Genomic DNA, 26152 nt, shown 5'->3' with positions numbered 1-26152 from the left:
CGAGGGTGGGTCGGTCAGCCCTCGAGGAGCAGCGCCTCGCCCTGGCCGCCACCGCCGCAGAGCGCGACGGCGGCGCGGAGCCCGTCCTCCCCGGCCGCGCGACGCCGCGCGAGCTCGTGGGCGGCGTGCACGGCCAGCCGGGCGCCCGAGGCCCCGATCGGGTGTCCCAACGAGATCCCGCCGCCATGCGGGTTGACGATCTCCGGGTCGAGGCCCAGCGCCCGCGTCGACACGGCGGCCACGACGGCGAAGGCCTCGTTGATCTCGACGTGGTCCAGGTCGTCCGGGGTCCAGCCCTCGCGCGCCAGCGCCGCGCTGATCGCCCGGGCGGGCTGGGAGTGCAGCGAGGTGTCCGGCCCGGCGACCTGGCCGGCCGACCGCACGGTGGCCAGCACGGGTACCACGGCCGCCTCTGCGCGTTCCCGGGTGGTCAGCACGAGTGCCGCGGCGCCGTCGGAGATCTGCGACGAGTTGCCCGCCGTCAGCGTGCCGTCGGCGGAGAACGCGGGCCGCAGCCGGGCGAGCGCGTCGGCCGTGGTGTCCGGACGAACCCCCTCGTCCGAGGAGACGACGACGGGCTCGCCGCGCCGCTGCGGTACCTCGACGGGCGCGATCTCGCCGGCGAGCACGCCGTCCTTCGCGGCCCGGGCGGCCCGCTGGTGGGAGGCCGCGGCCACCTCGTCCTGTTCCGCGCGGGAGACGAACACGTCCCCGGCGTTGTGCTCCTCGGTGCTCAGGCCCATCGCCTGCCCGTCGAACGCGTCGGACAGCCCGTCCCGCGCCACGGCGTCGAGCAGGGTGGCGTCGCCGTAGCGGAAGCCTGCCCGCGCGCCCGGCAGCAGGTGCGGGGCGTTGGTCATCGACTCCTGGCCGCCGACCAGCACGACCGACGCCTCGCCGGTCCGCAGCAGGCGTGCGCCGTCGACGACGGCGGTCAGCCCGGACAGGCAGACCTTGTTGACGGTCACGGCGTGGACGCCCAGGGAGACCCCGGCGGCGACGGCGGTCTGCCGGGCCGGGTTCTGGCCCGCGCCGGCCTGCAGCACCTGGCCGAGGACCACGGCGTCGACGTCCTCGGCGAGGTCCCCGGCCGCGGCGAGGGCCGAGCGCGCGGCGACGGCGCCGAGCTCGACGGCGGACAGTGTGGCGAGGGCGCCGCCGAGCCGTCCCTGGGGCGTGCGGGCGGCGGAGACGACGACGACGTCGTCGGGTCGTGGTGCGGTGGTGCTGGTCATGACTGAACCTTTCGGGGTGTGTCGAGGTCGGGGTCGATCCGCAGGTGCGCCCCGGTGGCCGCGACGACCTCGTCGGCCGTCACCCCGGGAGCGAGCTCGCGCAGCACGAGGCCGTCGCCGGTCACGTCGATCACGGCGAGGTCGGTGATGATGCGGTCGACGACGCCGCGTCCGGTGAGCGGGAGCGTGCACGCGGGCAGGATCTTGGGCGAGCCGTCGCGGGCGGTGTGGTCCATGAGGACGATCAGCCGCCGTGCACCGTTGACGAGGTCCATCGCGCCGCCCGGCCCCTTGACCATCTTGCCGGGGATCATCCAGTTGGCGAGGTCGCCGGTGGCGGACACCTGCATGGCGCCCAGGATCGCGGCGTCGATCTTGCCGCCGCGGATCATGCCGAAGCTCGTGGCGGCGTCGAACACGGAGGCGCCCGGCAGCAGCGTGACGGTCTCCTTGCCGGCGTTGATCAGGTCCGGGTCGACCTCGTCCTCGGTCGGGTACGGGCCCACGCCGAGCAGCCCGTTCTCGGACTGCAGCACGAGGTGCCGCCCGGCCGGGACGTGGTTCGGTACCAGCGTCGGCATGCCGATGCCGAGGTTGACGTACGAGCCGTCGGCGAGCTCGGCCGCAGCCCGGGCCGCCATCTGGTCCCGGCTCCGGCCGCGGCGAGGTGCGGCGTCCTCTGGCGGCGCGGTCTCCGGGGCCGACGCCGCGACGTCGGGCCGGGTGGTGCGCTTCTCGATCCGCTTCTCGATCCCGGTGCCGACCACCACCACGCGGTGCACGTAGACGCCCGGCAGGTGGATCTCGTCCGGGTCGAGATCGCCGGGCTCGACGAGCTCCTCGACCTGTGCCACGCACACGCGCCCGGCCATCGCGGCCTGCGGGGCGAAGTTGCGCGCCGAGCGGTGGAACACCAGGTTGCCGTGCCGGTCGCCCTTCGCGGCGTGCACCAGGGCGAAGTCGGTGCGGATCGCCTCCTCGAGCACGTACTCGGTCTCGGAGCCGTCCGGCGCTGAAGGGTCGGCGAAGGTCCGCACGTCCTTCGCCGGCGAGGCGACGGCCACCCCGCCGTCGGCGTCGTAGCGCTGCGGGAGGCCGCCGTCGGCCACCTGGGTGCCGACGCCGGCGCGCGTGTAGAAGGCGGCGATGCCGGACCCGCCGGCGCGGAGCTTCTCGGCGAGGGTGCCCTGCGGGGTGAGCTCGAGCTGCAGCTCCCCGGCGAGGTACCGGCGCGCGAACTCCTTGTTCTCTCCGACGTAGGAGGCCGTGATCCGGCGGATCCGGTCCGCGCCGAGCAGGACCCCCAGGCCCCAGTCGTCGACTCCGCAGTTGTTGCTCACGACCCACAGGTCGCGCGTGCCCTGGTCGAGCAGCGCCTCGATGAGCGCCACGGGGTTGCCGCAGAGCCCGAAGCCGCCGACGGCGAGAGAGGCGCCGTCGGGGATGTCGGCCACCGCGTCGGCGGCGGAGGAGAGCACCTTGTCGGGTCCCGGGTGCGGGGCGGTGGGCATGGCAACCTCCGGCGTCGTCGTCGACAGGGCGTCTCTGATGGTCCTCCGATGGTCACAGGCGCGCCATGTGCGCGCAACGCTCATCGAGGCACACCCGCTGTGCACGAATGCACAGCGGGCTACCGTGGAGCCATGCCGACACCGTCCGCCGACCACCTGCTCGTCCTGCTCGCCGTCGCGCGCACCGGGCGCTACACCGCTGCGGCCGCCGAGCTCGGTGTCACGCACACCACGGTGGCGCGGACCGTCGCCGCCCTGGAGCGCAGCCTCGGCGACCGGGTCCTCGTGCGCGGCACGGACGGGTGGGAGCTGACGGCGCTGGGCGAGCGGGCGACCCGCGCCGCCGAGGCGGTCTCCGACGCCGTCGGTCGCCTCGTCGCCGACGACGGCGAGGCCGACCCGGTCACGGGCGTGGTCCGGATGACCGCCACCGACGCGTTCAGCGCCTACGTGGTCCCGCCCGCCGTCGTCGGGCTGCGCCGCGAGCACCCCGACCTGACGGTCGAGGCGGTGACGGTGACCCGGCGTCCCGCCCAGCACCGGTCGGGGGTCGACATCGAGGTGGTGGTCGGCGACGCCCCCGCGCCGCGGGCCCAGGTGGTGCCGCTCGGCGAGTTCGAGCTCGGGATGTACGCCTCGCGCGACTACCTCGCCGAGCACGGGACGCCGCAGACCGTCGCCGAGCTGGCCGGGCACGGGCTCGTGCACTTCATCGACTCGATGCTGCAGGTGGACGACCTCGACACCCCGCGCCGGCTCGTGCCGGGCATCCGTGACGCCATGACGTCCACGAACGTGTTCGTGCACGTGGAGGCCACGCGGGCAGGCGCCGGGGTCGGCTTCGTCCCATGCCTGGCGGCCGACCGGCACAGCGACCTCGTCCGGCTGCTGCCCGACCAGGTCCGCGACCGGCTGCCCTACCGGGCGCTCGTGCACCCCGAGTCGTGGCGCCGACCTGCCGTCGCCGCGGTCCTGGTGGCGCTGCGGCGGCAGGTGGAGGTGCAGCGGGACGCGCTGCTGGGCCGTTCGGCGTGAGTCATTCCTGCCGCTCGAGGACCTCCAGGCGCTCGGCGACGATCACCGGCTTGCCGGCGTACTCCTCGAAGATCTCCGGCTGGTAGGGGATGGCGTAGTCCTCCTGGAACTCTCCGAGGGACAGCTCACGGACGGTGCCGGTGACCTCCACGACGGTCGCGTCCTCCACGACGGCGTGGGTCACCGCCAGGCCGAGGTCGTCGAAGTCGGTCGACGTGCTCATCACGAGCACCCTCGGCTCGAGCACTCCCGGATCTCCGAGCAGGAACGCACCGGGGTCGAGGATCTCCAGCACCTGGCCCCGGACGCTGACCTCCCGCCCCTCGAGGGGAGGCTCGACGTCGCTGTCGTCGCCGAGGTCCGCCTCGGCGACGTCCTCCACCGTGACGTCCGCGCCAGGTGCCGGGGCCTCGTCGCCGCACGCCGTGAGTGGCGAGACGACGGCGGCTGTCACCAGGACCGGCAGCAGGAGCGGGCGTGTTCTCGTGCTCGACATGTCTCTCCGTCCCTCGTGGTAGGGGTGCGGGCACTGTCGAGTCTGGCCGGTGGTCCCGGTCGTCGCGACCGCGGGCGCGGCGGGCGGCCCGGCCGTGGTACCCGCGGCCGGGCCGCGGGGCTCAGTGCTCCTTGCGGTCCTCCTCGTCGCCGATGACCGTGGTCACCTCGTCCGGCAGGTCGTCGCGGTTCATGTCCGGCCCGCGCTCCTGCTTGGCGTCCCAGCGCAGCGTGAGCGCGCCCAGGGTCGCGGCGATGACGGACGCGATGAGGATGGCCGCCTTGGCACCCAGGGTGTGCTCCGAGCCGTGCCCGAACGAGAGCTCGGCGATGAGCAGCGACACGGTGAACCCGATGCCCGCCAGGAGGGCGACCGGCAGCAGGTCGCGCACACCGATGCCCTGGGCGAGCCGCAAGGGGGTCACCCGCGTGACGAGCCAGGTGGTTCCGAGGATGCCGAGGAGCTTGCCGACCACGAGACCGCCCACGATGGCGAGGACGACGGGCTGGCCGAGGATCTCGGCCGGGCCGCCGCCGTCGACCAGGTTGACCCCCGCCGAGAAGAACGCGAAGAGGGGCAGCGCCAGGCCCTGCGACCAGGGCTTGATCGCGTGCTCGTAGCGGTGCGTCCGCGTCTCGGTCTCTCCGTGGATCGGGCGCGCGGTGGCGGCGAAGCCCATGAGGACGCCGGCGATCGTCGCGTGCACGCCTGAGGCGTGCATGCAGGCCCACGCGACGACGAAGAGCGGCACGAGCACCCACCAGCGCGGGTTCCGCGTCCGGATGTACCAGGCGAACACCGCGACGACGGCGAGCGAGGCGCCGAGCCACGCCCCGTGGATGGCCTCGGTGTAGAAGACCGCGATGATGATGATCGCCAGGAGGTCGTCGACCACCGCGAGGGTGAGCAGGAAGGTACGGATCGCGACCGGCAGGCCCTTGCCGAAGACGGCGAGGACGGCGAGCGCGAACGCGATGTCGGTGGCCGTCGGGATCGCCCAGCCGTGCAGAGCGCTGGAGTCACCCAGGACGAGGATCGCAACCACGTAGAAGACGGCCGGCACCACCATGCCGCCCACCGCGGCCAGCATCGGCACGCCGGCCTGCTTGGGGCTGCGCAGCGACCCGGCGACGAACTCGTGCTTGAGCTCGAGGCCGACGGTGAAGAAGAAGATCGCCAGCAGCCCGTCCGCCGCCCACGAGGCGAGCGAGAGGTCGAGGTGGATGTACAACGAGCCGAGGTAGGCGGGGCCGACGACGGTCTCGGTGAGCGTCGTGTACGCCTCCCGCCACGGTGAGTTGGCGAAGATCAGCGCCACGATCGCGGCGCCGATGAGGAGCGCGCCGCCCGTGGTCTCCCGGGAGAGGAAGCGGGACAGGCGCTGTCCGAAGGTCTGGGTGTCGACGTCGGTGCTCAGGGGAGGCTCCTGTTCGTTCGGGCGTGGTTCGAGCCGGCGTCGCAGCCGGTACCGCCGACCAGACTTCCCGGCTCACCTCGCCACAGCCTACCGGCCGGCACCCGGCGGGCCCGGGGCGTGAACTCTGGATGACGACTTCGCGACGCGCCGGTCCCGTGACGTCCGTCACGCCGTCGGAGTCGTAGCGTGACGCTCAGGACGCATTCCCTGTGCGTCCTCGGGAGGCCATCTGATGGAGTGCTCGCTCCGCGCAGGAGGGCCGGCCCCGGCTCCGCTGCACGACGTGCGCTCGGCCGGTCGCCCGCCCACACCACCGTCCCGCTCTGCGCGAGGAGCACATCGTGGCCACTGAGAACACCAGCACCGACCTGCGGACGTTCGTCATCGACACGTCCGTCCTGCTGTCCGACCCGCGAGCCATCCACCGGTTCGCCGAGCACGACGTCGTCCTGCCCGTGGTGGTCGTCACCGAGCTGGAGGCCAAGCGGCACCACGCCGAGCTCGGCTACTTCGCCCGCAGCGCACTGCGGGCGCTCGACGACCTGCGGATCCAGCACGGGCGCCTCGACGCGCCCGTGCCGATCGGCACGGACGGCGGCACGCTCCGGGTCGAGCTGAACCACACGGACCCGGAGGTGCTGCCCGCCGGGTTCCGCCTGGGGGACAACGACACGCGGATCCTGTCGGTCGCGGCCAACCTGGCGGCCGAGGGGCGAGACGTCACGGTGGTCTCGAAGGACCTGCCGATGCGCGTCAAGGCCTCCGCCGTCGGGCTGCGCGCGGAGGAGTACCGCCACGAGCTGGCGGTGGACTCCGGCTGGACGGGCATGCGTGAGATCACGATGACGGACGACCAGGTCGGGGCCCTGTACGAGGGCTCCACGGTCGAGCTGGCGTCCCTCGACCCGCAGGTCGTCCAGGAGGCGGGCCCGCTGCTGTGCCACACGGGCCTCGTGATCCAGGGGTCCGCCGGGTCGGCGCTCGGGCGCGTCACCGCGGACAAGCAGGTGCGCCTGGTCCGCGGCGACCAGGACGTGTTCGGGGTGCACGGCCGCTCCGCGGAGCAGCGGATCGCCATCGACCTGCTGCTCGACCCGGACGTCGGCATCCTGTCCCTGGGGGGCCGGGCCGGCACCGGGAAGTCGGCGCTGGCGCTGTGCGCGGGGCTGGAGGCGGTGCTCGAGCGCCGCCAGCACCGCAAGATCCTGGTGTTCCGGCCGCTGTACGCCGTCGGCGGCCAGGAGCTCGGCTACCTGCCGGGCACGGAGTCCGAGAAGATGAACCCCTGGGCGCAGGCGGTGTTCGACACGCTGGGTGCGCTGGTCTCGCCCGCGGTGGTCGAGGAGGTCATCGACCGGGACATGCTCGAGGTCCTGCCGCTGACCCACATCCGCGGGCGCTCGCTGCACGACGCGTTCGTCATCGTCGACGAGGCCCAGTCGCTGGAGCGCAACGTGCTGCTGACGGTGCTGTCGCGCGTCGGCCAGGGATCGCGCGTGGTGCTGACCCACGACGTCGCGCAGCGGGACAACCTGCGCGTCGGCCGGCACGACGGCGTCGCGGCGGTCATCGAGGCGATGAAGGGCCACCCGCTGTTCGCGCACGTCACGCTGACCCGGTCCGAGCGGTCGCCGGTGGCGGCGCTGGTCACCGAGATGCTGGAGTCGCTGGAGATCTGACCCGCGGAGGCGCGCCGTCCTGGTGGAACCCCCCAGCCCCGCGCACACGGCGGCGCGCCTCACGCGTGATGCCGACCGTAGCAGGTGAGGTAAGGCTTACCAAACATAGTCCGCCCTCCGAGACCCGCGGAGCCAGCGCTGCGGGTCTCGGAGGGCGGAGTGGCGTCAGGCCTGCGGGGGACGCGTCATCGACAGCACGTCGAGCGCCTCGTCGAGCTGCGCCTCCGTGACCTCGCCGCGGTCCACGAAGCCGAGCGCCACGACGGCCTCACGGACCGTCAGGCCCTCGGCTACCGCCTTCTTGGCGACCTTCGCCGCGGCCTCGTAGCCGATCACCTTGTTCAGCGGCGTGACGATCGACGGCGAGGACTCCGCGAACGCCCGGGCCCGCTCCACGTTGGCGGTCAGCCCGGAGACCGTCTTGTCCGCCAGCACGCGCGAGGCGTTCGTCAGCAGGCGGATCGACTCGAGCACGCCCTGGGCGATGACGGGGATCTGCACGTTGAGCTCGAAGGTGCCCGTCGCGCCGGCCCACGCCACCGTCGCGTCGTTGCCCACCACACGGGCGGCCACCATGAGCACCGCCTCCGGGATGACCGGGTTGACCTTGCCCGGCATGATCGACGACCCCGGCTGGAGGTCCGGGATGGCGATCTCGCCCAGGCCGGTGTTCGGGCCGGAGCCCATCCAGCGCAGGTCGTTGCAGATCTTCGTCACGGAGACGGCGATGGTGCGCAGGGCACCGGACAGCTCGACGAGGCCGTCGCGGGCGGACTGCGCCTCGAAGTGGTCGCGCGCCTCCGTCAGCGGCAGGCCCGTGTCCTCGCGCAGCAGCTCGATGACGCGCTGGGGGAAGCCCGCCGGGGTGTTGATGCCCGTCCCGACGGCGGTGCCGCCCAGCGGGACCTCGGCGGCGCGGGGGAGCGCCGACTCCAGACGCTCGATGCCGTAGCGCACCGCGGCCGCGTAGCCGCCGAACTCCTGGCCGAGGGTCACCGGCGTGGCGTCCATCAGGTGCGTGCGCCCGGACTTCACGACGCCGGCGAACTCCTCCGCCTTGGCGGACAGGGCGTCGGCCAGGTGCTGCAGTGCGGGCACCAGGTCCCGCACGACCCCGGCGGTGGCGGCCACGTGCACCGAGGTGGGGAAGACGTCGTTCGACGACTGCGAGGCGTTGACGTGGTCGTTCGGGTGCACGTCGCGGCCCAGAGTCCGGGTCGCCAGGGTCGCGAGGACCTCGTTGGTGTTCATGTTCGACGACGTCCCGGAACCGGTCTGGTAGACGTCCACCGGGAAGTGCTCGTCGAGCTCGCCGGAGGCCACCCGGTCGGCGGCGGCGGCGATCGCGTCCGCGACGTCCCGCTCGAGCACGCCCAGCTCGGCGTTGGCGAGGGCGGCGGCCTTCTTCACCTGGGCCAGCGCCTGGACGTGGCCGCGCTCGAGCGGGGTCCCCGAGATCGGGAAGTTCTCCACGGCGCGCTGGGTCTGCGCGCGGTACAGGGCATGGGCCGGGACACGGACCTCGCCCATCGTGTCGTGCTCGATGCGGTACTCGGTCTCGGGCGCGTCGGCGCCGCCGGCGACGGTGTCGGAAGTCATGCGTCTATCGTGCCGCACCGGCGGCGCCGTCAGCGTGTGAGAGGTGTCACGCGGCTCGGGGCAGCGGCGCCTCGCCGACGTCGCCCGCCACCTCGATCAGGCGGGCCGAGCCCTCGGCCAGGTCGTACTCGACCCCGACGATGGCCAGACGCCCCTCCGACACGGCCGCGTCGAGGGCACGCGAGTAGCCGCGGAGCGCTTCGACCGTGTGGCGCACGTGCGCCGTGCGCAGCCGGTCGGCGAACGCGCCGTCCTCGTCGTCGTCCGTGGAGGCTCCGGCGAGGTCCGCGATCGACGGGATCACCTTGTCCACCACCGACCGGACGAACCCGGGCGGCTGCTCGCCCGTGCGCAGGGTGTGCGCCGTGGCGCCGACGGCTCCGCACGAGTCGTGGCCCAGCACCACCACGAGCGGTGCGCCCAGCACCTCGACGCCGTACTCGATGGAGCCGAGCACGGTGGTGTCGACCACGTGACCCGCGGTGCGGACGACGAAGACGTCCCCGAGGCCCTGGTCGAAGATGATCTCGGCGGCCACCCGCGAGTCCGAGCACCCGAACACCACCGTGTGCGGGTGCTGCGCCGCCGTCAGCTCGGCACGGCGCACCGACATCTGGGACCGTTCGGCGGGCTCGTCACGGACGAAGCGCTCGTTGCCGGACCGCAGTGCGGCCCAGGCGTCCTTCGGGGTCATGCATCCTCCAGCTCGTAGGACCACGGCGGGTTCGCGCCCGCCCGGGAGACCGTCACCGCGGCGACCGCGACACAGCGTGCCAGCAGCTCCTCCACGGTGCGGTGGTCGACGGCGTGCAGCGCCTCGCGGCGGTCGGCCCCCAGGAGGTCGGCCGACCAGAGGCCGTCGAGCAGCGCACCCATGAACGAGTCGCCCGCGCCGACCGTGTCGACCACCTGGACGGACCGGGACGGGACGTGGACCTCGCCCGCCGCCGTCACCGCCGTCGCGCCCTCGCCACCGAACGTCACGACCACCAGGGCCGCGCCGAGATCGTGCACCCACGCACGCGCGACGTCCAGCGGGGCGGTCCCCGCGGCCAGCCACTCGAGGTCCTCGTCGCTGACCTTCACGACGTCGGCCAGCCGGACCAGCGCCTCGACGTGGGCGCGGGCGTCCGCGGGCTCGCCCATCAGCACGGGGCGGGCGTTGGGGTCGTACGAGATCGTCGACGTCGCGCGCGCGGACTCGACCAGGCGCCGCACGCCGGTGGCGCCCGGCTCGAGCACCGCGGCGATCGACCCCGTGTGGACCGCCAGCGTCTCGGCGGTGGCCCCGGCACCGGCGGGCACCCGCCACTCGAGGTCGAACTCGTACGTCGCCGAGCCGGCCGCGTCGAGCGTGGCCTGCGCGACCGAGGTCCGCGGCGCCCCGTCGCTGCCCGCCGTCGTCGTCACCGAGGACTCCGCCAGCCAGGCCCGCACCGCGTCCCCGCGGTCGTCGCGGCCGAGCCACGTCGCCAGACGGGCGTCGCGGCCGAGCCGGCCCAGGGTCAGGGCCACGTTGGCCAGGGAACCTCCCGGGTGCTCGGCGCTGGACCCGTCCGCGCGGTGCACCACGTCGACCAGCGCCTCGCCCACGGCGAGCACGTGCCGCGCCATCAGTCGTCCTCGGCGGGGCTCGTGGTGGCCTGCGCGGCGGCCAGGCGCTCGCGAGCGCCGTCGAGCCACTCCTGGCAGCGGGCGGCGAGGGCCTCTCCGCGCTCCCACAGGGCGAGGGAGGCCTCGAGCGGCTCGCCGCCGGCCTCGAGCCGCGCGACGACCTGAACGAGCTCGTCGCGCGCCTGTTCGTACGTGAGCGTCCCGACGTCGGGGACGCCGGCCTGCGTGGTGGGATCTGCGTCGGTCACGGGGACAGTCAACCGCACCGCACCGACACGGCGCCCGTCCGTCCGTCCGTCAGGACGCTCCGTCGTCCCGCCGAGCCTCTCGAGGCCCCTCGAGCCCCGAGCCCCTCAAGGCCTCTGGAACGAGCGACGCGCCGTTATCGCGTTGCCCCCGGTGCGTCCGACGGCGCACCATCAGCCCATGGGTCATCTTGAGGTCGCGCACGTGGAGTACGTGCTGCCGGACGGGCGCGCGCTGCTCGACGACGTCTCCTTCCGCGTCGGGGAGGGCAGCGCGACCGCGCTCGTCGGCCCGAACGGTGCGGGCAAGACGACGCTGCTGCGGCTGATCACCGGGGATCTCCTGCCGGACGCCGGCGCCGTGACGGTGAGCGGCGGGCTGGGGATCATGCCGCAGTTCGTGGGATCCGTGCGCGACGGCACCACCGTGCGGCAGCTCCTCGCCGGCGTCGCGCCGCCGCGGGTCCGCGACGCCGCCCGCGCCGTCGAGGAGGCGGAGCAGGAGGTGATGGAGCTGGACGCCGGCGTCGACGGGGTCCCGGCCCAGATGCGCTACGCCCAGGCGCTCGCCGACTGGGCGGAGGTGCAGGGCTACGAGGCCGAGACGCTCTGGGACGTGTGCACGACGGCGGCGCTCGGCGTCGAGTTCGAGCGCGCCCAGTGGCGGGAGGTGCGGACGCTCTCGGGCGGCGAGCAGAAGCGGCTGGTGCTCGAGGCGCTGCTGCGCGGGCCCGACGAGGTGCTGCTCCTGGACGAGCCCGACAACTACCTCGACGTGCCGGGCAAGCGGTGGCTGGAGGAGCAGCTCCGCGCCACCCGCAAGACGGTGCTGTTCGTGTCCCACGACCGCGAGCTGCTCGCGCGCGCGGCGGACCGGATCGTCGCGCTGGAGCCCGGGCCGGCGGGATCGGACGCGTGGGTGCACGGGGCCGGCTTCGAGACCTTCCACACGGCCCGCCGCGAGCGGTTCGCGCGCTTCGAGGAGCTGCGCCGGCGCTGGGACGAGAAGCACGCGCAGCTCAAGAAGCTCGTGCTGACCCTGCGCCAGCAGGCGGCGAACAGCCCGGACATGGCGTCGCGCTACCGCGCGGCGCAGACGCGTCTGCGCAAGTTCGAGGAGGCCGGCCCGCCGCCCGAGCCGCCGCGCGAGCAGGACATCCGCATGCGGCTGCGGGGCGGGCGCACGGGCACGCGGGCGGTCATGTGCGAGGAGCTGGAGCTCGTCGGGCTCATGGAGCCGTTCGACCTCGAGGTCTTCTACGGCGAGCGGGTCGCCGTCCTCGGCTCCAACGGGTCGGGCAAGTCGCACTTCCTGCGCCTGCTCGCGGGCGGCGACGTGGCGCACACCGGGTCCGCGCGCCTCGGGGCACGCGTGGTGCCGGGCCACTTCGCCCAGACCCACGCGCACCCGGAGCTGGCGGGCCGCACGCTGCGCGACATCCTCTGGGAGGACCATGCGCAGGACCGCGGCAAGGCGATGGCGGCGCTGCGCCGGTACGAGCTCACGACGGCGGCCGAGCGGCCCTTCGACCGGCTCTCCGGCGGGCAGCAGGCCCGGTTCCAGATCCTGCTGCTCGAGCTCGCCGGGTGCACCGCGCTGCTGCTCGACGAGCCCACCGACAACCTCGACCTCGAGAGCGCCGAGGCGCTGCAGGAGGGCCTCGAGGCGTTCGACGGCACGGTGCTCGCGGTGACCCACGACCGGTGGTTCGCCCGCGGCTTCGACCGGTTCCTCGTGTTCGGTCAGGACGGCACGGTGCGGGAGTCCGCGGAGCCCGTCTGGGACGAGGGCCGCGTGGCCCGCGCCCGCTGACCGGACCTCAGGGGGCAGTTCCAGCAGTGCCGGCCGTGACGGACGTGACCGTCGCGTCGAGGGCGCCGGCGGAGAGCCGCACGTGCACCGGGTCACCCGCGGTGACCTCCGCGGCGTCCCGGACCACCGCGCCGTCGCCACGCTGCACGACGGCGTAGCCACGGTCGAGCGTCGAGGCGGGCGACAGCGCCCGCACCTGACCCGCGAGGCGACCGATCTCCCCGGCGCCCTTGAGCAGGGCGGCGTCCAGGCAGTGCCGGGCGTGACGCAGGTGCTGGGCGACCTCCGTCTCCCGGGCCTGGACCATGCTCAGGGGCCGGGCGAGCACGGGGCGCGACCGCACGGAGTCGAGCCCGTGCTGCTCGCGCGCCAGCAGTGCCGTCACGGCTCCGCGGATCCGCTGGCGGGCCTGGGTCACGCGCTGCCGCTCCTCGGAGACGTCCGGCACGATCCGCTTGGCGGCGTCGGTCGGCGTGCTCGCGCGGTAGTCCGCGACGAGCTCGACCAGCGGCGTGTCGGTCTCGTGCCCGATCGCGCTGACCAGGGGAGTGGTGCAGGCGGCGACGGCCCGCACGAGCGTCTCGTTGCTGAAGGGCAGCAGGTCCTCGACCGAACCGCCGCCGCGCGCGACCACGATCACGTCGACCTCGGGCCGGGCGTCCAGCTCGGTGACCGCCTCGCACACCTCGCGCACCGCGTTGACACCCTGGACCGCCACCTCCCGGATCTCGAAGCGCACCTGGGGCCACCGTGCCCGGGCGTTGACCACGACGTCGTGCTCCGCCTTGGACTCCCGGCCGCAGACGAGCCCGACGACGGCGGGCAGGAACGGCAGCGGGCGCTTGCGGTCGGCGTCGAAGAGACCCTCCGCCGCGAGCACCTTGCGCAGCTGCTCGATGCGCGCGAGCAGCTCCCCGACCCCCACCTGCCGGATGGCGGTGGCGCGCAGCGACATCCGGCCGGTCTTGACCCAGAACTCCGGCTTGGCCTGCACCACGACGTGGTCGCCGACGTCGGGCTTGCGGTCCAGGCCGTCGTAGGCGCGGGTCAGCATGTTGACCGGCAGCGAGGCCTCGACGTCCGTGTCGCGCAGGGTGACGAACTGCATCCCCGAGGTGCGGCGGTAGGTGTGCTCGACGACCTGGCCCTCGACCCACACCGAGGACATCCGGGCGACGTAGTCGCGGATCTTGGTCGACAGCAGGCGGACGGGCCACGGGCGCTCGGCGGTGGTCTCCGCGGCGCGCTCGGGCAGCGGCTGGGGGGAGTCGGGTCCGGGGCTGGCGTCGGTCACGCGACCCAGGATGCCGCACGCCACCCACAGCCGACCTGCGGTCGACGCTGCGACGGCCGTCACAGCCTCTCCACACCCGGCCTCCTAGACTGGTCGGGTGACGACGACTGCTCCGGCCCCCGCACCCACCACCACCAAGCGCGTGCTGCTCGCTGCGCCCCGTGGCTACTGCGCCGGCGTCGACCGCGCCGTGGTCGCGGTGGAGAAGGCGCTCGACGCCTACGGCGCGCCCGTCTACGTGCGCAAGGAGATCGTGCACAACAAGCACGTCGTCGACACGCTGCGCGAGCGCGGCGCGATCTTCGTCGAGGAGACCGACGAGGTGCCCGAGGGCGCCCGGCTCGTCTTCTCGGCCCACGGGGTCTCGCCGGCCGTCCGCGAGTCGGCGGCGGCCCGCAGCCTGGAGACGATCGACGCGACCTGTCCCCTCGTGACCAAGGTGCACAAGGAAGCCGTGCGCTTCGCCAAGGACGACTACGACATCCTGCTCATCGGCCACGACGGGCACGAGGAGGTCGAGGGCACCGCCGGCGAGGCGCCGGACCACGTGCAGGTCGTCAACTCTCCCGACGAGGTCGACAAGGTCGTGGTGCGCGACCCCGACAAGGTCGTCTGGATCTCGCAGACCACGCTGTCCGTCGACGAGACGATGGAGACGGTGCGCCGGCTGCGCGAGAAGTTCCCCGAGATGCAGGACCCGCCCAGCGACGACATCTGCTACGCCACGCAGAACCGCCAGGTCGCGGTGAAGAAGCTCGCCCCCGAGTGCGACCTCGTCATCGTGGTCGGCTCGGCGAACTCCTCGAACTCGGTCCGGCTCGTCGAGGTCGCCCTGCAGGCCGGTGCGCGCTCGTCCTACCGCGTCGACCGTGCGACCGAGATCGACGACGCCTGGTTCGACGGCGTCACGACGGTCGGGGTGACCTCCGGCGCCTCGGTGCCGGAGATCCTGGTCGACGACGTCCTGCGGATGCTCGCCGACCGCGGGTACGGCGCCGTGGAGGAGGTCCGCACCGCGACGGAGGACCTCATGTTCTCGCTGCCCCGCGAGCTGCGCGCCGGGCTCAAGGAGTCCGGCGGGCAGGACGACCGCCCGCGTCCGAAGCGGCGCGAGCTGCCGATCCAGCCGGTCTGAGCGTCACCCGGCGGGCGGCCAGAACACGGGCACCAGGATCACGGTCGCGAGGATGACGAGCGTGGTCAGCATCCAGCCGAGGCGGGCGTAGTCCGTGAACCGGTAGCCGCCCGGGCCGTACACCATCATGTTGGTCTGGTAGCCGATGGGCGACAGGAACGACGCCGAGGCGGCGACCGCCACGGCGATCGCCGCACCCCGGGGGTCGACCCCGCCCGCGGCGGCGGCGTTGAGCGCGATCGGGAGCATCAGGAGGGCCGCGGCGTTGTTCGTGATGAGCTCGGTGAGCACGATCGTGGCGAGCACGAGCCCGAGCAGGACGCCGTAGGGACCCAGCGTGCCGGCCACCTGCACGAGCCCGCCCGCGATCGCCTCGGCCAGGCCCGAGCTCTCCATGGCCGCCGCCAGGCCGAACGCCGAGGCGATGACGAGGATCACGTCGAAGTCGATCGCCCGCCGCGCCTCGGACACGGTCAGGACCTTGCTGGCGAGGAGCACGGCGGCCGCGACCAGGGCCCCGTTGAGGATCGGCACGAGCCCGGTGGCGGCGAGGACGACCACGGCCGCCAGCAGCGCCACCGGGATCCAGGCGCGCGACGTCGCGACCGGAGGGCTCCCGTCGAGCTCCGCGACGAGCAGGAAGTCGGGCCGGTCGCGCCATCGGTCGCGGAACCCGGGGTCGCTGACGATGATCAGGGTGTCACCGAGGCGGATCCGTTCGGTGCCGAGCCGGTTGGCGACGAGCTGGCCGGACCGGTGGATCGCGAGCACGGCGGCCTGGTACGTGGACCGGAACCCGACGTCCTTCAGGGTCTTGCCGACGAGCGGCGACCGCTGACCCACGACGGCCTCGAAGTACCGGACGGCCGGCTCCTCGAGGTCCAGGACGTGCTCCAGCTCGGTGGACCGCAGGCCCGGGGTGTCCTGGAGGTCGACCACCCGGTGCGCGGGCCCGACGAAGTGCAGCCGGTTGCCGCCGCGCAGGACGGTCTCGGGGCGCACGGGCGCGATCACGGTGTCGCCGCGGTCCACGGAGGCGAGGAACAGCCCTTCGAGACGCCGCAGCCGCGCCCGCTCGACGGACCTGCCGTCCAGCGGGCCGCCGGGGACCACCTGCATCTCGAAGGAGAAGCGCCGGCCCTCCTCCTCGACCTCGGCGCGGGCCGATCTCCGGTCCGGCAGGGCGATCGGCGCCATGACCACCAGCAGCACGAGGCCGACCAGCGCGATGGGCAGACCGATCCGGGAGATCTCGAAGAAGCCGAGCTGGTCGAGGCCGAACGTCGTCATCTGGCTCGAGACGACCAGCGTCGTCGAGGTGCCGATGACGGTCAGCAGCCCGCCCATGATCGCCGCGAACGAGATCGGCATGAGGAACTTCGACGGCGCGATGTCACGCCGCTCGGCCCACGCGGACACCTGCATGACCAGCATCGCGACGACGGGCGTGTTGTTGAGGAACGCGGAGGCGGCCATCGTCGGCGGCAGGCTGCGCAGCAGCGGGCGGCGGTACGTGCCGCCGTCACCCAGCGTCCGCTGCATCACCGGCGTGAGGGCGCCGGTCTTCTCCACCGCGGCCGCCAGGACGAAGAGGGCGGCCACCGTCACGGGGGCCGGGTTGGAGAAGCCGGAGAACGCCTCCTCCGGTGTGACCACCCCGAGGACCAGCACGGCGACGGCACCGCCCAGCAGCACCAACGAGGGAGCGATGCGGCCGCGCACGAGCAGCGCCAGCACCCCCGCCACCACGGCCAGCGTCACCCAGGCATCAACGCTCACGAACTTGCTCCACGGACGCGAGGGTACTGGGAAGCGGAGGCGTCACCCCGCCGCGGCGTCGGAGTCGTCCGCCGAGCGCGCCGCAGCCTCCTCGTCGGCCCGGCGGGCGGCCGCCCGCTCCAGGGCCCGGCGGTCGGCCTCCACCAGGGCCTCGAGGGCGGAGTCCGCGCTCACCGAGTCGATCGCGACGACGCCACCCTCCTCCGCGGCCAGCAGCTCCGGCTTGGTGATGGGCCGCGGCGTCTCCTCCAGGCCGCGCACCTCCGAGATCTCGTCCCGCGCGTCGACCACGTCGAGCTCGACCATCCGACGCGCCGAGGTGAGCACGTTGCGCTCCAGCGAGCCGACCATCGAGTTGTAGGCCTTCGTCGACGCCTCGAGCGAGCGGCCCATCTTCGTCACGTGGCCGGTCATCGTGACGAGCCGGGAGTGGAGCTCCTTGCCCACCTTCAGCACCCGCTGGGCGTTGTCCGCCAGCGCCTGCTGCCGCCAGGAGTAGGCGACGGTCCGCAGCAGGGCCAGCAGCGTGGCCGGGCTGGCCAGGATGACGTTCTTGCGTGCCGCCTCCTCCATCAGGGCCGGGTCGCGCTCCAGGGCCGCGGACAGGAAGGCCTCGGCGGGCACGAACATCACGACGAACTCGGGCGCCTGGTCGAACAGGTCCCAGTACCTCTTGGAGGCCAGGTCGTCGACGTGCTTGCGCACGTGCCGCACGTGGGCCGCCATGCGCTCCTCGCGCACTCTCGGGTCGTCGGCCTGCTGCGCCTCGAGGTAGCCGAGGAACGCAACCTTGGAGTCGACCACGATGTTCTTGCCGCCGGCGAGGTTGATCACCATGTCGGGCCGCAGCGTCTCGCCGTCGTCGTTGGTGGCCTGGACCTGGACGTCGAAGTCGACCTGCTCGATCATCCCCGCGGCCTCGACGACCCGCTGGAGCTGCAGCTCGCCCCACGCGCCCCGCTCCTGAGAGGACCGCAGCGCCGTGACGAGGTCGTTCGTCCCCTTGCGCAGCTCGGTGTTGACCTCGGCGAGGCTGCGCATGTTCTCGCTGAGCCGCGAGTCGAACTCGATGCGCTTCTTCTCCTGCTCGGCGACCTCGAGGCGCACCTGCTCCAGGCTCTTGCCGATCGGCTCCACGAGGGCGGCGAACGCCTGCTCGCGCTTGGCGAGGGTCTCGTCGCCCCGCATCGCGGACTGCTTGAGGCGCTGCTCGGCGAGGTCGAGGAACTGCTTGCTGCTGGACTGCAGCACCTCCCCGGCCAGCGAACGGAACTGCTGGGCCGTGCGCTCCTGGTCGCCCTTGACCTCGGCGACCTGGCGGTCGGCGTCCTGGCGGACCTGGGCGAGCTGCTTGTCCGCCTGCTCGCGGACCGCTGCGAGCTCCCGGGCGTGCTGCTCGCGGGCGTCCGCCAGCCGCCGCTCGAGATCCTGGCCGGACTGCTCGAGCTGGTCGCGCAGGGCGGCGGTCTCACGCCGGGCGCCGGCGAGGTCGCTCTGCAGGCGCACGGCCTCCATCTCCCCGGACCGGTCCTGCCCGGTCGCGCGCAGGGCGTGCCAGAGCCAGCCGACGAGCACCCCCACCAGGAGGGTGCCGAGCGAGATCAGCAGTGCGGTCGTCGTCTCCATGCGCCTCAGGCTGCCACGGGGTACCGACACCCGGGTGGAGGCACTCGGGTGACGGACGGATCCGGTGCGGCCACGACCGCTACGGTGGTGCCCGTGACATCGCCTGACGACCCCTCCCAGGTGGCTGACCAGGGTGCCGACCAGGTCGCTCGCCAGGGTGCCGACCCCGGTCCCGCCACCCCGGGAGCTCCTGCACCGCCCGCGGCGCTGGGCCTGCGCGGCCTGTGGAAGAAGTTCGGGGACAAGATCGCCGTCGCCGGCATCGACCTCGACGTGCCCGCCGGCTCGTTCTTCGGGCTGGTCGGCCCGAACGGCGCCGGCAAGACGACCACCCTGTCCATGGCGACCGGGCTGCTGCGCCCCGACTTCGGCACGGCCCACGTGCTCGGGACCGACCTGTGGGCGCACCCCGACGAGGCCAAGGCGCGGCTCGGGATCCTGCCCGACGGCGTGCGGCTGTTCGACCGGCTCACCGGCGCCCAGCTGCTCACCTACGCGGGGCTGCTGCGCGGGCTCGACCGGTCGACGGTCGCCGAGCGCACCGAGGAGCTGCTGGTGGCGATGGACCTCACGGCCGACCGGGACACGTTCGTGGTCGACTACTCGGCCGGCATGACCAAGAAGGTCGCCCTGGCGAGCGCGATGATCCACGCCCCTCGCGTGCTCGTGCTGGACGAGCCGTTCGAGGCCGTCGACCCGGTCAGCGCCGCCAACATCCGCGACATCCTGCACTCCTACGTCGACGGGGGCGGCACGGTCGTGGTGTCCAGCCACGTGATGGACCTGGTGCAGCGGATGTGCTCGCACGTCGCGATCATCGCCGGCGGGCACGTGCTCGACGCCGGCACGGTCGACGCCGTGCGCGGCGAGCAGACGCTGGAGGACCGGTTCGTCGAGCTCGTCGGCGGCCGCCGAGGGACGGAGGGCCTGGCGTGGTTGCGCACCTCGTCCGACTCCGGCTGAGGCTCCTGGCCAACACGCTGCGGCGCAGCGTGTGGCAGACGATCGGGCTCTGCTTCGCCGCGCTCTACGGGCTGACGGTCGTCGGCTTCTTCGTGGCGGCGTCGATCGCCGGCGGCCGGACCGACCCCGTGCTCACCGGGCAGGTGCTGACGGTGGTGGGGGCCGTCGTCGTGCTCGCGTGGTGGGTGGTGCCGCTGTTCGCGTTCGGCATGGACGCCACGCTGGACCCGATGCGGTTCGTCACGTTCGCGATCCCGCGCCGCCGCCTGCTCGCCGGGCTCGCGGTCGCGGGCGTCGTGTCGGTGCCGGCCGCGGCGACGCTGCTCGCCGCCCTGGGCAGCTCCTTCGCCTGGGCGAGCGACCCGCTCGCGCTCCTGGCGGCCCTGCTCGGCGCCGTCGCCGCCCTCGCGCTGTGCGTGGTGGGTTCGCGCGCGACGACGACGGCGCTCGCCCCGCTGCTCGACTCGCGCCGCTACCGCGAGATCCTCATGGTGGTGGCGATCGTCCCGCTCCTGCTGATCGGTCCGGCCGTCGCCTGGTTGTCCTCGGGTGCCGAGAAGTCCGTCGGTCCCGAGGGCGTCACGGTCACCGCGTCGGGCCCCGGTCCCGCGCTGCTCGAGGCGCTGACCCGGGTGGCGGACGTGGTCGCGTGGACTCCGTTCGGGGCGCCCTGGGCGTTCGCGGGCGCCGTGCACGACGGCGCGTGGTGGCTCCTGCTGGCCCGCATCGCCGTCGTCGTGGTCACCCTCGGCGCCGCGTGGTGGGTCTGGGACCGCGCGCTCGCCCGCGCTCTGGTGAGCCCTCCGCACAGCAGCAGCGGCCCGAAGGTCCGCGGCCTGGGCTGGTTCGCCCGGCTCCCGGCGACCCCCACGGGCGCCGTCGCGGCCCGGTGCGCCACCTACTGGGTGCGCGATCCGCGGTACGCGGTCTCGCTCGCGGTGGTGCCGCTGCTGCCCGTCGCGCTGGCGGTGGTCGGGCTGTCGACCGGCGCGGGGACCGGGTTGCTGCTCGTCGTCGCACCGTTGACGGCGTTCATCCTGGGCTTCGGGATCTCGAACGACGTGGGGTACGACCACACGGCGTTCGCGCTGCACGTCGCCACGGGCCTGCCGGGGCGGGCGGACCGGTGGGGGAGGGTGCTGCCGGTCGTCGTCGTCGGCGCGCCCCTGGTCGTCGCGATGGCCGTGGCGGCGACGGGTGCCGCCGGCAGGTGGGACGCGCTGCCGGCGCTGCTGGGCCTGTCGCTGGGCGTGCTGGGCGCCTCCCTGGGGACGTCGAGCGCCGTCTCGGCGCGGCTCGTGTACCCCGTGCCGAAGCCGGGCGAGAGCGCGTTCAAGACGCCGCAGGGCGCGACGGTCGCGACGCTGGTGGCACAGTCGGTCGCCTTCCTGGTGGTGCTCGCGCTGGTGCTGCCGACGCTCGCCCTCGCTCTCGCCGCGATCCTGGGGGCGCCGGCCGGGTTCGGCTGGGCCGCGGTGGCCGTCGGGCTGGCCACGGCGGCCGGTGCGCTCGTCGTCGGCGTCCGCTGGGGCGCACGTGTCTACGAGCGACGCCTGCCGGACCTGCTGGCGCAGGTGACCGCCTTCCGCTGACGGGTGCTCCGGTGCCCACGCATCCGGGCGTGTCGCGCGGACCTGACAGACTGGTCCGCGTGAATTCTGCGAGCGACCGACCGGCAGCGACTCTTCCCGACGACTGGACGGCGGTGGCTCCCGACCTCGCGGACGCCCCCCGGCTGGGTGAGCTCCGTGCGCGGCAGGCCGCTCCGTACACGGGCTCGGCGGACGCCGACGTCCGGGCGGTCGAGAACGAGGTCGCCGGTCAGGCGTCGTGGACGCGGCGCCACGTCGTCCTGCGGGACGCCGACGGCGTGATCCGCGCCTGGGCGCACGCCCACGACCGTGCGGCGGGCCGCGCGGTCATCGGGATCGAGGTCGACCGCACGCTGGCGACCGGCCTCCAGGAGCAGGTGGCCGCCTGGTGCTACGCGTGGCTGGCCGAGGTCGGCGGAGAGTTCGCGCAGCTCCGCGGCACGGGGAGCACGCAGCTCGACGCCGGTGCGTTCGCCGGGGACGACGTCCTGCGCGGGTGGTTGTCGGCGGCCGGGTTCGACCACGTGCGCACCTGGTGGCAGATGACGCGGCCGGTGGAGCCCCACGAGGGCGAGCCGGGGGCGTTCCCCGTCCCCCACGAGGGCGTCGTCGTGCGCCGGGTCGCCCAGCACGACAACGGCATGCCGGTCGCCGAGGACCTCAACGCCGTCTACCAGGTCCTCGAGACCGCGTTCACCGACCACTTCAACTCCTACCAGGAGTACTTCACCGAGTTCGTGCAGCGCCTGCGGGAGGACCCGGGGCACCGCTGGGACCACTGGTGGCTGGCCTTCGCGGACGTCCCGTCCGTCCCCGGCGGCGAGCCGGTGCCCGTCGGAGCACTGGTGGGGTCGGAGTCCGGACCGGACGCGTCCGGCAGCATGGGCACCTACATCGACTACATCGGTGCGCTCGCCGAGGCGCGGGGGCGGGGCGTCGCGACCGGCCTGCTGTACGCCGTGATCGCCGACGCGGCCGCCCGCGGCCGCCGCCGGGTGGGCCTGGAGGTCGACGCGGACAGCCCCACGGGCGCCGAGGCGCTCTACAGCAAGCTCGGTTGGCGCACGGCCTACGTCACCGAGTCCTGGCACCGCGACATCACGGTCGAGGGATGACGGTCCGCGGCTGAACGGCTGCTCCGGCCCCGATGCGTAGACTGGGCCGACGTGGCACTCACTATCGGCATCGTCGGCCTGCCCAACGTCGGCAAGTCCACCCTCTTCAACGCCCTGACCCGCAACACCGTGCTCGCGGCGAACTACCCGTTCGCGACGATCGAGCCGAACGTGGGCGTGGTGCCCCTGCCGGACGAGAGGCTCGGCCGGCTGGCCGAGATCTTCGGTTCCGAGCGCATCCTGCCCGCCACGGTGTCGTTCGTCGACATCGCGGGCATCGTCAAGGGGGCGTCCGAGGGTGAGGGTCTCGGCAACAAGTTCCTCGCCAACATCCGTGAGGCCGACGCGATCTGCCAGGTGACACGCGCGTTCGACGACGGTGACGTGGTGCGCGTCGAGGGCTCGCAGGACGCGGCCGGGGACATCGAGACGATCTCGACCGAGCTCATCCTCGCCGACCTCCAGACCCTGGAGAAGGCGCTGCCGAGGATGGAGAAGGAGGTCAAGATCAAGAAGGGGGACCCGGTCCTCTTCGCCGCGGCGAAGCAGGCCCAGGAGATCCTGGAGGCGGGCACCACCCTGTTCCAGGGGGCGAAGGCCGCCGGTCTCGACCTCGCCGAGATCGCCTCGCTGCAGCTCATGACGGCCAAGCCGTTCATCTACGTCTTCAACACCGACGACGCCGGGCTCGCCGACACCGCGATGCAGGACCGCATGCGCGAGCTCGTCGCCCCCGCCCACGCCATCTTCCTCGACGCGAAGTTCGAGTCCGAGCTCGTCGAGCTGGAGCCCGACGAGGCCGCCGAGATGCTCGCCGAGTCGGGGCAGGCGGAGGCCGGGCTCGACCAGCTCGCCCACGTGGGCTTCGACACCCTGGGGCTGCAGACGTACCTCACCGCGGGGCCCAAGGAGGCCCGGGCCTGGACGATCCGCAAGGGCTGGACCGCCCCGCAGGCCGCCGGCGTCATCCACACCGACTTCGAGCGGGGCTTCATCAAGGCGGAGATCGTCTCCTTCGACGACCTCGTCGAGCACGGGTCGGTCCAGGCCGCCAAGGCGGCCGGCAAGGCGCGCATCGAGGGCAAGGACTACGTGATGGCCGACGGTGACGTGGTGGAGTTCCGCTTCAACGTGTGAGCCGCCACCTTGACGATTCCTATAAATGGAAGATATCTTCCTGTTTGTGAAGCCTTCCGCATCGCGGCTGACGCCGTTCGTGCGTTCGGACGCGGTCGGGGCGATCCTGGCCGAGACGCTCGGGCACCCCGACCGGGAGTTCACGCTGGCCGAGCTCGGGCGGAGAACCGGAGTCAGCGGTCCGGTCGTGCATCGCGAGGTCGGGCGGCTGGTCGACGGCGAGGTGCTTCGCGACCGACACCTGGGACGCAACCGGCTCGTCCGCGCGAATCCGGAGCACCCGTTGTTCACGCTGATGCGAGACCTGATCGCCGCGACCTACGGACCGGTCCCGGTGCTCCGGGAGCTCTTCGCGGGCCTGGACGGCGTCGAGCGGGTCATGATCTACGGTTCCTGGGCTGCGCGCCGGGCAGGGGAGTGCGGTCCGTTCCCTCGTGACATCGACGTGCTCGTCGTCGGCGACGCCCCTCGCAAGACGCTCACGGCACTCGCGTCCGAAGCCGGGGACCGGCTGGACGCCGCCGTGAACATCTCTCGACTCGCACCTGATGACTGGCGTGTCGACGCGCCCTCGCCATTCGTCGCGACGATCCGCTCGCGTCCGGTCGTCGATGTGATGTCGGGTGACGTCCATGCCTGAGGTCATCGACCAGATGCTCGCGAATCGCCGGCTGGAGCGCGTGGCCGTCAATCGCGACCATGCGCTCAGCGTGATCGGCACCGCCGAGCGGCATGTCCGCACGGCCGAGATGCTCGCCGGCACGGACGATCACGCGATGGCCTTCACCGCCGCGTACGACGCCGCGCGCAAAGCCCTCGCGGCCGTCCTCGCCGTCGAAGGGATGCGGGTCCGCCCTGTCGGTGGAGCGCACCGCAACACGGGGATCGCGGTCGCTGCACTCGTCGGAGACCAGGCGCTGGAAGAGTTCGACTGGATGCGCCAGGTGCGCAACGCGACGGAGTATCCGGACGACGAGCACCCGACGGCGACGAGGCAGGACGTCGCGGAGGCGATCGACGCAGCGTCCGCGATCGTCGAGGTCTGCGCGCGGTACGTCCGATCCGGGGAATGAGGTCCCACCAGTTCGTCTCGTCGGCCGATCGGGCACGCGTGGAGCTCGCTGTCCACGTTGCCGCTCGTCGCCCGGCGTGCCACCGTGGCGGCGTGAGCAGCGGACGCGATGCGGTACGTCGCGCGTGGGCCGAGTTCGTCGGGCCGGAGGCGACGCCGGTCAACCACGCCCTGACCGCACTGACGACGGCGGTCGGCGCGGTGGTGGCGCCGGTGGTGGCCCGGCGACGCGGTGCGGCCCGTGCCGGCACCGTGGCGGCGTGCCTGCTCGCCGTCGACCTCAGCGGCGGCGCCTACGTCAACAACACTCGGGCGTGCGCCCGCTGGTACGAGCGTCCCGGGCAGGGGGACGCCCAGCACCTCACGTTCGCCGCGCTGCACGTGCACCCGGCGGCCGTCGCCTGGCTGGACCGCGGGGCGGCCCGCCGCGTCCCCGGTGCGGTGTGGGCCGCGGCCCACTACGTCTTCCTCCTGGAGTCGACGGCGGCGATCCGGCGCTACCCGGACCGGCGTCGTCCCCTGGGCGTCGCCCTCACCGTCGGCGGTCTGCTGCTCGACGGCGCTCTCGGCCCGTCCGTCCGGGCCCCGTGGTTCGCCTGGGCCTACTACCCGAAGCTGCTGCTCGGGCACGCGGCGGCGTCGTGGTGGTCGGACGAGGACCTGCGGGCCGCCCGCCAGCAGTGATGTCCGAGCGGGAAATCCGTTGCGCTCGCGAGGCCGCGATGACAGCGTCACGGAGGTGACCGACACCGCACGGCTCCTCGCCGCCTACGACGAGCAGCTCCGCACCGATGCCGAGACGCCGTCCGCCCTGCGGGTGAGCCGCCGCGGACCGCTGTGGCTCGTGACGTTCGCCGGCGGGCAGGGGTTCGTGACCTACCGGGACCTCGGCGGCGCCGATGCGGCGGACGTCCGCGAGCTCGTCGCGGGGGCGCTCGACCACTTCCGCGCCGACGACGCGATCGACCGCGTCGAGTGGAAGACGCGTGGCCACGACCATGCCCCCGGCCTGCACGACGCCCTGGTCGACGCCGGGTTCGTCCAGGACGGGACCGAGTCGATCATGATCGGGCTCACCGAGGCGCTCGCCGTCGACGTCCCGCTGCCCGACGGCGTGACGCTGCGCAGGCTCACCACCGAGGCCGACGTCCGCGCCATGCAGGCGATGGCGGACGAGGTCTTCGGCGCCCCGCCGTCGGCCGGGCATGCCGAGGCGATCCTCCGCCGGCAGGCCGTGGACCCCGGCATGGAGCTGTGGGTCGCGGAGGCCGACGGCGAGATCGTGAGCGCCGGGCGGCTCGAGCCGGTCGCCGGCACCGAGTTCGCCGGGGTCTGGGGCGGGTGCACGCGCCCCGCGTGGCGTGGACGCGGCATCTACCGGGCGCTGACCGCTGCCCGGGCCCGGTCGGCGCTCGCGGCGGGCACGCACATGATGCACAGCGACTCGACCGAGTTCTCCCGGCCGATCCTCGAGCGCTCGGGCATGGTGAAGGTGTCCACGACGACGCCGTACCGCTGGCGGCGTCCGGCGGCGGATCTCTGATGAGCCTCCAGGACGACCCGTTCGACCACCGCGTCACGAAGGACGGCCGCGTGCTCGTCAGCAGGGGCGGTCGGCTGGTGGTCGTGGTCGCCGGGGCGAAGGCCGCCCGGCTGGTCGCGCTCCTCGGTCAGGACGAGGAGCAGGACCAGGAGCTGCTCGCACGTGCCACCGGCAACTACCGCCGCGGCAACGAGAAGCGTGGCCACCGAGCCTGAGCGCCGAGTCCTTTTGCGGGGATTCGCCTTTCCATTT

The 26152-nt window shown here is 73.4% G+C and carries 24 protein-coding genes; 13 read left to right on the top strand and 11 right to left on the bottom strand.

What is annotated here, in order from left to right:
- Positions 1 to 14: 14 nt before the first annotated feature.
- Both BCL65_RS08110 and BCL65_RS18500 read right to left on the bottom strand, forming a co-directional pair.
- Entirely contained in the window at positions 15 to 1235 is a 1221-nt protein-coding gene (locus BCL65_RS08110) for an acetyl-CoA C-acetyltransferase (RefSeq protein ID WP_106266881.1), read from the bottom strand.
- Complete coding sequence (locus BCL65_RS18500) at positions 1232 to 2746, bottom strand: 3-oxoacid CoA-transferase (RefSeq protein WP_106266879.1); 1515 nt, start codon at positions 2744 to 2746, stop codon at positions 1232 to 1234. The genes BCL65_RS08110 and BCL65_RS18500 overlap by 4 nt, the downstream gene beginning before the upstream one ends.
- A 132-nt stretch (positions 2747 to 2878) precedes the next feature.
- On the opposite strand from BCL65_RS18500, the gene BCL65_RS08100 reads away from it, so the two are divergent.
- Complete coding sequence (locus BCL65_RS08100) at positions 2879 to 3781, top strand: LysR family transcriptional regulator (protein WP_106266877.1); 903 nt, start codon at positions 2879 to 2881, stop codon at positions 3779 to 3781.
- 1 nt (position 3782) lies between these two features.
- On the opposite strand, the gene BCL65_RS08095 is transcribed toward BCL65_RS08100, so the two are convergent.
- A complete protein-coding gene (locus BCL65_RS08095) occupies positions 3783 to 4277 on the bottom strand; it encodes a hypothetical protein (RefSeq protein ID WP_106266875.1) in 495 nt (164 codons plus the stop codon).
- A gap of 121 nt (positions 4278 to 4398) precedes the next feature.
- Positions 4399 to 5595: a Na+/H+ antiporter NhaA gene (nhaA, locus tag BCL65_RS08090; RefSeq protein ID WP_243400854.1), complete on the bottom strand. Its 1197-nt coding sequence runs from the start codon at positions 5593 to 5595 to the stop codon at positions 4399 to 4401.
- 440 nt (positions 5596 to 6035) lie between these two features.
- Between nhaA and BCL65_RS08085 the strand changes: the two genes are divergently transcribed.
- A complete protein-coding gene (locus BCL65_RS08085) occupies positions 6036 to 7373 on the top strand; it encodes a PhoH family protein (protein ID WP_106266871.1) in 1338 nt (445 codons plus the stop codon).
- A 165-nt stretch (positions 7374 to 7538) separates the two neighbouring features.
- Here BCL65_RS08085 and BCL65_RS08080 read toward each other — a convergent pair whose 3' ends face one another.
- The 4 genes from BCL65_RS08080 to BCL65_RS08065 are packed head-to-tail and all read right to left on the bottom strand — an operon-like array spanning position 7539 to position 10834.
- Entirely contained in the window at positions 7539 to 8972 is a 1434-nt protein-coding gene (locus tag BCL65_RS08080) for a class II fumarate hydratase (RefSeq protein ID WP_106266870.1), read from the bottom strand.
- A gap of 46 nt (positions 8973 to 9018) precedes the next feature.
- The gene (locus BCL65_RS08075) at positions 9019 to 9666 is read right to left on the bottom strand and encodes a carbonic anhydrase (RefSeq protein ID WP_106266868.1); all 648 of its coding nucleotides are present in this window, start codon (positions 9664 to 9666) and stop codon (positions 9019 to 9021) included.
- Positions 9663 to 10586 (bottom strand): carbohydrate kinase family protein, encoded by a 924-nt coding sequence (locus tag BCL65_RS08070; protein WP_106266866.1) that lies wholly within the window; start codon positions 10584 to 10586, stop codon positions 9663 to 9665. The genes BCL65_RS08075 and BCL65_RS08070 overlap by 4 nt, the downstream gene beginning before the upstream one ends.
- Positions 10586 to 10834 (bottom strand): exodeoxyribonuclease VII small subunit, encoded by a 249-nt coding sequence (locus tag BCL65_RS08065; RefSeq protein WP_106266864.1) that lies wholly within the window; start codon positions 10832 to 10834, stop codon positions 10586 to 10588. Before BCL65_RS08065 ends, BCL65_RS08070 begins: the two co-directional genes overlap by 1 nt.
- A gap of 178 nt (positions 10835 to 11012) precedes the next feature.
- On the opposite strand from BCL65_RS08065, the gene BCL65_RS08060 reads away from it, so the two are divergent.
- Complete coding sequence (locus BCL65_RS08060) at positions 11013 to 12644, top strand: ABC-F family ATP-binding cassette domain-containing protein (protein WP_106266862.1); 1632 nt, start codon at positions 11013 to 11015, stop codon at positions 12642 to 12644.
- Between the two features lie 7 nt (positions 12645 to 12651).
- On the opposite strand, the gene xseA is transcribed toward BCL65_RS08060, so the two are convergent.
- Positions 12652 to 13938 (bottom strand): exodeoxyribonuclease VII large subunit, encoded by a 1287-nt coding sequence (gene xseA / locus BCL65_RS08055; RefSeq protein WP_106266979.1) that lies wholly within the window; start codon positions 13936 to 13938, stop codon positions 12652 to 12654.
- Between the two features lie 97 nt (positions 13939 to 14035).
- Here xseA and BCL65_RS08050 point away from each other — a divergent pair, with 97 nt between their 5' ends.
- Positions 14036 to 15073 carry a 4-hydroxy-3-methylbut-2-enyl diphosphate reductase gene (locus BCL65_RS08050; RefSeq protein WP_106266860.1) on the top strand — a complete coding sequence of 346 codons (1038 nt, stop codon included), beginning with the start codon at positions 14036 to 14038 and terminating at the stop codon, positions 15071 to 15073.
- Positions 15074 to 15076: 3 nt separating this feature from the next.
- On the opposite strand, the gene BCL65_RS08045 is transcribed toward BCL65_RS08050, so the two are convergent.
- Positions 15077 to 16852, bottom strand: coding sequence for an SLC13 family permease (locus BCL65_RS08045; protein ID WP_106266858.1), 1776 nt, complete (start codon positions 16850 to 16852; stop codon positions 15077 to 15079).
- A gap of 42 nt (positions 16853 to 16894) precedes the next feature.
- Positions 16895 to 18478: a DNA recombination protein RmuC gene (rmuC, locus tag BCL65_RS08040; RefSeq protein WP_106266856.1), complete on the bottom strand. Its 1584-nt coding sequence runs from the start codon at positions 18476 to 18478 to the stop codon at positions 16895 to 16897.
- Between the two features lie 120 nt (positions 18479 to 18598).
- On the opposite strand from rmuC, the gene BCL65_RS08035 reads away from it, so the two are divergent.
- From BCL65_RS08035 to BCL65_RS07995, 9 genes are all read left to right on the top strand, one after another.
- Complete coding sequence (locus BCL65_RS08035; protein WP_106266854.1) at positions 18599 to 19441, top strand: ABC transporter ATP-binding protein; 843 nt, start codon at positions 18599 to 18601, stop codon at positions 19439 to 19441.
- Positions 19411 to 21033, top strand: a complete 1623-nt coding sequence (locus BCL65_RS08030) for a hypothetical protein (RefSeq protein ID WP_106266852.1) — start codon at positions 19411 to 19413, stop codon at positions 21031 to 21033. The genes BCL65_RS08035 and BCL65_RS08030 overlap by 31 nt, the downstream gene beginning before the upstream one ends.
- 59 nt (positions 21034 to 21092) lie before the next feature.
- The gene (locus BCL65_RS08025; RefSeq protein WP_106266851.1) at positions 21093 to 22148 is read left to right on the top strand and encodes a GNAT family N-acetyltransferase; all 1056 of its coding nucleotides are present in this window, start codon (positions 21093 to 21095) and stop codon (positions 22146 to 22148) included.
- Positions 22149 to 22199: 51 nt separating this feature from the next.
- On the top strand, positions 22200 to 23285 hold the full coding sequence (gene ychF, locus BCL65_RS08020; protein ID WP_106266849.1) for a redox-regulated ATPase YchF: 1086 nt from the start codon (positions 22200 to 22202) through the stop codon (positions 23283 to 23285).
- A gap of 25 nt (positions 23286 to 23310) precedes the next feature.
- Positions 23311 to 23925, top strand: coding sequence for an ArsR family transcriptional regulator (locus BCL65_RS08015; protein ID WP_146137215.1), 615 nt, complete (start codon positions 23311 to 23313; stop codon positions 23923 to 23925).
- Positions 23918 to 24358, top strand: coding sequence for a HEPN domain-containing protein (locus tag BCL65_RS08010; protein ID WP_125206506.1), 441 nt, complete (start codon positions 23918 to 23920; stop codon positions 24356 to 24358). Before BCL65_RS08015 ends, BCL65_RS08010 begins: the two co-directional genes overlap by 8 nt.
- Before the next feature lie 92 nt (positions 24359 to 24450).
- Positions 24451 to 25041 (top strand): hypothetical protein, encoded by a 591-nt coding sequence (locus BCL65_RS08005; RefSeq protein WP_106266844.1) that lies wholly within the window; start codon positions 24451 to 24453, stop codon positions 25039 to 25041.
- 55 nt (positions 25042 to 25096) lie between these two features.
- Positions 25097 to 25900 (top strand): GNAT family N-acetyltransferase, encoded by an 804-nt coding sequence (locus tag BCL65_RS08000; protein ID WP_106266842.1) that lies wholly within the window; start codon positions 25097 to 25099, stop codon positions 25898 to 25900.
- The gene (locus tag BCL65_RS07995) at positions 25900 to 26115 is read left to right on the top strand and encodes a hypothetical protein (protein ID WP_106266840.1); all 216 of its coding nucleotides are present in this window, start codon (positions 25900 to 25902) and stop codon (positions 26113 to 26115) included. Before BCL65_RS08000 ends, BCL65_RS07995 begins: the two co-directional genes overlap by 1 nt.
- The last annotated feature ends 37 nt before the right edge of the window (positions 26116 to 26152 follow it).

The sequence above is a fragment of the Isoptericola halotolerans genome, from assembly GCF_003003075.1.
GTDB classification, from domain to species: domain Bacteria; phylum Actinomycetota; class Actinomycetes; order Actinomycetales; family Cellulomonadaceae; genus Isoptericola; species Isoptericola halotolerans_A.
The sequence above is the reverse complement of the archived record's forward strand: the minus strand, read 5'-3'. Positions and strand labels throughout refer to the sequence as shown.

Coding starts and splice junctions, on each gene's coding strand:
- BCL65_RS08060 (WP_106266862.1), top strand. CDS start 11,013: ATGGGTCATCTTGAGGTCGCGCACGTGGAGTACGTGCTGCCGGACGGG.
- BCL65_RS08075 (WP_106266868.1), bottom strand. CDS start 9,666: ATGACCCCGAAGGACGCCTGGGCCGCACTGCGGTCCGGCAACGAGCGC.
- BCL65_RS08100 (WP_106266877.1), top strand. CDS start 2,879: ATGCCGACACCGTCCGCCGACCACCTGCTCGTCCTGCTCGCCGTCGCG.
- BCL65_RS08010 (WP_125206506.1), top strand. CDS start 23,918: ATGCCTGAGGTCATCGACCAGATGCTCGCGAATCGCCGGCTGGAGCGC.
- BCL65_RS18500 (WP_106266879.1), bottom strand. CDS start 2,746: ATGCCCACCGCCCCGCACCCGGGACCCGACAAGGTGCTCTCCTCCGCC.
- rmuC (WP_106266856.1), bottom strand. CDS start 18,478: ATGGAGACGACGACCGCACTGCTGATCTCGCTCGGCACCCTCCTGGTG.
- BCL65_RS08080 (WP_106266870.1), bottom strand. CDS start 8,972: ATGACTTCCGACACCGTCGCCGGCGGCGCCGACGCGCCCGAGACCGAG.
- BCL65_RS08070 (WP_106266866.1), bottom strand. CDS start 10,586: ATGGCGCGGCACGTGCTCGCCGTGGGCGAGGCGCTGGTCGACGTGGTG.
- BCL65_RS08095 (WP_106266875.1), bottom strand. CDS start 4,277: ATGTCGAGCACGAGAACACGCCCGCTCCTGCTGCCGGTCCTGGTGACA.
- BCL65_RS08110 (WP_106266881.1), bottom strand. CDS start 1,235: ATGACCAGCACCACCGCACCACGACCCGACGACGTCGTCGTCGTCTCC.
- BCL65_RS07995 (WP_106266840.1), top strand. CDS start 25,900: ATGAGCCTCCAGGACGACCCGTTCGACCACCGCGTCACGAAGGACGGC.
- BCL65_RS08015 (WP_146137215.1), top strand. CDS start 23,311: ATGGAAGATATCTTCCTGTTTGTGAAGCCTTCCGCATCGCGGCTGACG.